This window comes from Ruegeria sp. YKSF131 (assembly GCF_059612645.1).
The window spans coordinates 1-3997 of record NZ_JBXWQZ010000119.1 but is presented as its reverse complement, the minus strand read 5'-3'; the positions used below and the strand labels follow the sequence as shown (position 1 = coordinate 3997).

Annotated in this window: 7 protein-coding genes; 1 reads left to right on the top strand and 6 read right to left on the bottom strand. The window is 57.3% G+C overall.

Annotated features, from left to right (window positions below):
* Positions 1–207: 207 nt before the first annotated feature.
* The 6 genes from AC2FLZ_RS21785 to AC2FLZ_RS21760 all read right to left on the bottom strand — a co-directional run bounded on the left by AC2FLZ_RS21785 (position 208) and on the right by AC2FLZ_RS21760 (position 3228).
* Positions 208–939 carry an amino acid ABC transporter ATP-binding protein gene (locus tag AC2FLZ_RS21785; RefSeq protein ID WP_496882776.1) on the bottom strand — a complete coding sequence of 244 codons (732 nt, stop codon included), beginning with the start codon at positions 937–939 and terminating at the stop codon, positions 208–210.
* Positions 936–1589: an amino acid ABC transporter permease gene (locus AC2FLZ_RS21780; RefSeq protein WP_496882775.1), complete on the bottom strand. Its 654-nt coding sequence runs from the start codon at positions 1587–1589 to the stop codon at positions 936–938. Before AC2FLZ_RS21780 ends, AC2FLZ_RS21785 begins: the two co-directional genes overlap by 4 nt.
* Before the next feature lie 134 nt (positions 1590–1723).
* A complete protein-coding gene (locus AC2FLZ_RS21775; protein ID WP_496882774.1) occupies positions 1724–2020 on the bottom strand; it encodes an ABC transporter permease subunit in 297 nt (98 codons plus the stop codon).
* 12 nt (positions 2021–2032) lie between these two features.
* Complete coding sequence (locus tag AC2FLZ_RS21770; RefSeq protein WP_480520875.1) at positions 2033–2290, bottom strand: ABC transporter permease subunit; 258 nt, start codon at positions 2288–2290, stop codon at positions 2033–2035.
* Positions 2291–2347: 57 nt separating this feature from the next.
* On the bottom strand, positions 2348–2914 hold the full coding sequence (locus AC2FLZ_RS21765) for an ABC transporter substrate-binding protein (RefSeq protein WP_496882773.1): 567 nt from the start codon (positions 2912–2914) through the stop codon (positions 2348–2350).
* Between the two features lie 173 nt (positions 2915–3087).
* Positions 3088–3228 (bottom strand): hypothetical protein, encoded by a 141-nt coding sequence (locus tag AC2FLZ_RS21760; protein WP_480555687.1) that lies wholly within the window; start codon positions 3226–3228, stop codon positions 3088–3090.
* A 427-nt stretch (positions 3229–3655) separates the two neighbouring features.
* Here AC2FLZ_RS21760 and AC2FLZ_RS21755 point away from each other — a divergent pair.
* Positions 3656–3997 (top strand): LysR substrate-binding domain-containing protein (locus tag AC2FLZ_RS21755; RefSeq protein ID WP_496882772.1); only part of this gene is annotated, 342 nt, incomplete at its 3' end.

Sequence of the window (3997 nt, the reverse complement as noted above, 5' to 3'; positions counted from 1 at the left end):
AATCCTATTGTCGTGACTTCCATGGTGGGGCTCCTTTCCTTGCAGAAGATGTCTTCTGCAGTTTGCCGCAAAGCGCGACGGTTGGCTGCAGACGCCATCCACCCCATCCGCAAATGCGCGGCGTACGTCGCTCCGCCGCGCGTGTTTTCGGGCATCTAGGTCCGGATTAGAAGATAAATTGGCCAGCTGTAGACATCCGGATCTGCTTCAGTGGCTGAGAATCTTGGAAAGGAAATCCTGAGCACGCGGGCTTCGCGGGGAACCAAAAAACTCGGCCGAGGGCGCGTCTTCGACGATTTCGCCATGGTCCATAAAGACCACGCGGTCGGCCACCTTCTTGGCAAACCCCATCTCATGCGTGACGACCATCATCGTCATGCCTTCCTTGGCCAGTTCCACCATGACGTCCAGAACCTCGTTGATCATCTCTGGGTCGAGCGCCGATGTTGGTTCGTCAAAGAGCATTGCCATCGGCTCCATCGCAAGGCCGCGGGCAATCGCCACCCGCTGCTGCTGGCCGCCGGACAACTGAGAGGGGTATTTCTGCGCATGTTCCGTCAGGCCCACGCGCTCAAGAAGTGCGAGCGCCTTTTCCTCCGCCTCTTTCGGATCGCGCCCCAGCACCTTGATCTGGCCGATCTTGATGTTCTCGGTCACGTTCATATAGGGAAACAGCTCAAAATTCTGAAAGACCATACCGATCTTGGAGCGCATCTTGTCGAGATTTGTCGATTTCGCGGTGATCGAGGTGCCCGCGACGGTGATCTCGCCATCATTGATCGGCTCAAGCCCGTTCACCGTTTTGATCAGCGTGGACTTGCCCGAACCAGAAGGGCCGCAGACCACGATCACCTCACCTTTGGCGACGCTGAGGGTACAGTTCTTCAGAACCTGAAAGGTCTTGCCGTACCATTTGTTGACATTCTTCATCTCGATCATGTGGCAAGCCTTTTTTGCAGACACCGGACGCCCATGGAGGCGAGGAAACAGAGGGTGAAGTAGACCGCAGCGACGAAGAGGAACATTTCCACCAGCTTCTGGTCACGGTTTGCAACGATCTCGGCACTGACAAGGAAATCGCGTAGGCCGACGACATAGACGAGCGATGTGTCCTGAAAGAGGATGATCGCCTGTCTCAGCAGGATCGGAGTCATCGCCCGGAAGGCCCGAGGCAGCACGATATAGCGCATCGACTGGCTGTAGGTGAGGCCGATGGCGCGCGCGGCGGCCAGTTGTCCGGGGCGGACAAAGTTGATGCCGGCCCGGATGATCTCGGAATAATAGGCGGCCTCAAACAGGATAAATGCCACGAGAACCGAGGAGAAGGCGCCGACAGGTCGCCCGACGATAAGCGGCATAAGGAAGAAGAGCCAGAAGATCACGAGGATCAGCGGCAGCGAGCGGAAGAAGTTGACATAGGCCGCAGCAAACTGCCCCAGAACCGGTACCTTTGCGATGCGCAGAAGGGCAAGGACCGTGCCAAGGACGATACCCCCTGCCACTGCGAGGCCCGTCAGTAAAAAGGTCATTTTAATGCCGTCCCACAACAGTTCGCCATTGACGGGAATGACGGAGAAATCGAGTGTCATTACGCAGCCCCTTTTGCGAAGGTGCCGGGCAGGGCGGTCATCCTGTCGACCCGCCGCATAACCGCCATCACCGTGAAGGTGACAAGGCTGTAGACCACAGTTGCTGCGGTGAAGGCTTCAAACCCCTGGAACGTTTATTCCTCGATCTGTCGTGTCATCGCCGTCAGTTCGACGACACCGATGGTCAGCGCTAGCGAGGAATTCTTGAAGATCGTCAAAAACTCGCTTGTCAGCGGCGGGATGATGATGCGGTAGGCATTGGGCAGAAGAATATATCGATGAACCTGCACCTCGGTCATGCCGATGGCGCGGCCTGCCTGGCGCTGGCCACGGCCCACGGCCTCGATTCCCGAACGGACCTGTTCGTAGACACGCGAGGCGGTATAAAGGCCGATAGCGACAATGGCGGTGGTCAGTGCCGGGAAGGGCATGTCGCGCTTGACCTAACGCGACCAGTCATCCGGCAGGACTTCGGGGAAAACGAAGTACCACAGGAACAGCTGTACCAGCAGCGGAACATTGCGGAAGATCTCTACATAGGTGGTGCCAACGGCCCTGAGGACCGGGCTGGATGAGGTGCGGAAGACACCGAGCGCTGAGCCCACCGAAAAAGCGATTGTCCTGGCCAGAAGCGAGATAACTATGGTCCAGCCGAAATAGGGCTCGCGGAACAGAATGCCCCAGTCCCAATTATAGTTCATGTCATCCCCCTGCCGCAGCTGGGGAGGGGCGGATGTACCCGCCCCTTCTTTTGTTGCTTATTCTGGCAGTGCCTGAATTTCGAACGCGGTCGCCAGTGTATCGGAAAGCGGCATGTCGATGTTTGTCGGGCCCGGCTCGAACCAATTGGCGTAAATCTCCTTGATCTCACCAGAGCGCATCAGACCGGCCATGACCGCACGTCCAAGACGTTCGAATGTGGAGTCGTTGCGCTGCACCATCAGGGCATAGGGATCGAAGGACAGGTACCGCCCGGTGACCTGATAGCCAGTCGGATCGGACGCCTTTGAGATCAGGCCATAGAGCGGAACATCGTCCGAGCCATAGGCGTCGATGCGGCCCGTTTCCAGCGCCAGCCAGCCCTGGCTGCGATCTTTGACCGGTACGATCTCGACGTTCAGGCCCTTTTCTTCGATGATGGCCTTGATCGCCTTTTCGTTGGTCGTGCCCGCAGACAGGCCAATGACCTTTCCTTCCTGATCCTCGTTCTCGGTGATGCCCGACCCGGTTTTAGAGGCAATCTTGGTGCCGGTGAGGAAGGTCGTGGGCGGATATTCCACCTGCAACTGGCGGGTCAGGTTGTTGTTGGTGGTATCGCATTCCATGTCGATCGTGCCATTGGCATCAGTGAGATGCAGGTCTGGCCGGTGACCGGCACATAGTGGACCTCCAGATTGTCTACGCCAAGCTCCGCCTTGATCGCATCGACAATCTTCAGGCACAGGTCGATCGAATAACCGATCGGCTTGTTAACAGGGCCGATACAGGAGAAAGGGATCTAGGTTTCCCTTTGGCCGATACTGACCACGCCGCGTTCTTGAATGCGCTGCAATACCGGGCTCTCGCCGGCATCGGCAAAGGCCGGACCCGCAAGGGGAAGAATCGCCGTGACGGTCACTTGTGCAAGCATGTGCTTCATTTTCGTCTCCTCCCAAAAGTCTGTCTCTATTAGGCTATAGCTTTCATATGGTGCAGTTTCCGCGACCATCTTTGATCCGCCGGGGCTGCACCCTAGCCCCCATCCATCACGCCGAATACCGCGCACCACCCCGACGGACTCGCATTATCATTACTCAATACATGCGCTATCTGAAATTTGTATCGCTATTTAGGCAAGTTTATATGCAGAAACTGCATGCTAATGTGTCGCCGTGGACAAAGACTCAATACTCGATCTGCTCGCGCTGATCCGCGCCGAAAGCGTTTCGCTTGCCGCGCATAGCCGCATTTCTTCGCAATCCGCCTATTCCAGGCGACTTCAGGCCCTTTAGCATCTGTTTGACACTGAACTGTTGGACCGGTCGCGACGACCGTCAGGCCCGACCTATCAGCTCAGGTCCCTACAGGTGGAGCTTGAAGCAGCACTCGTCGGCCTCAACCGGCTTTCCGACGCTTTTGCGATCACGTCCGCTGAACCATTGCGGATATCCGCATTGCATTCGATCTCGGCCAACATCCTGCCTCGGGCGCTTGCCGCGTTCGGCGACACGCTGGCATCTCACGACTTGCGGCTGCGGTCGGCCAATCAGGAAACCTGCTTTCAGATGCTGATGACCGAAGAGGTCATGGTTGCCTTCTCCTACGAGGCTGAAACCCGCAGGCTAAACCCGCCAAAGGATCTGGTGCATCGCGCACTTGTCGGCAAGGACGGGTTCGTTCCCGTGGCAGCCGCGGGGGATGTTGCAGGA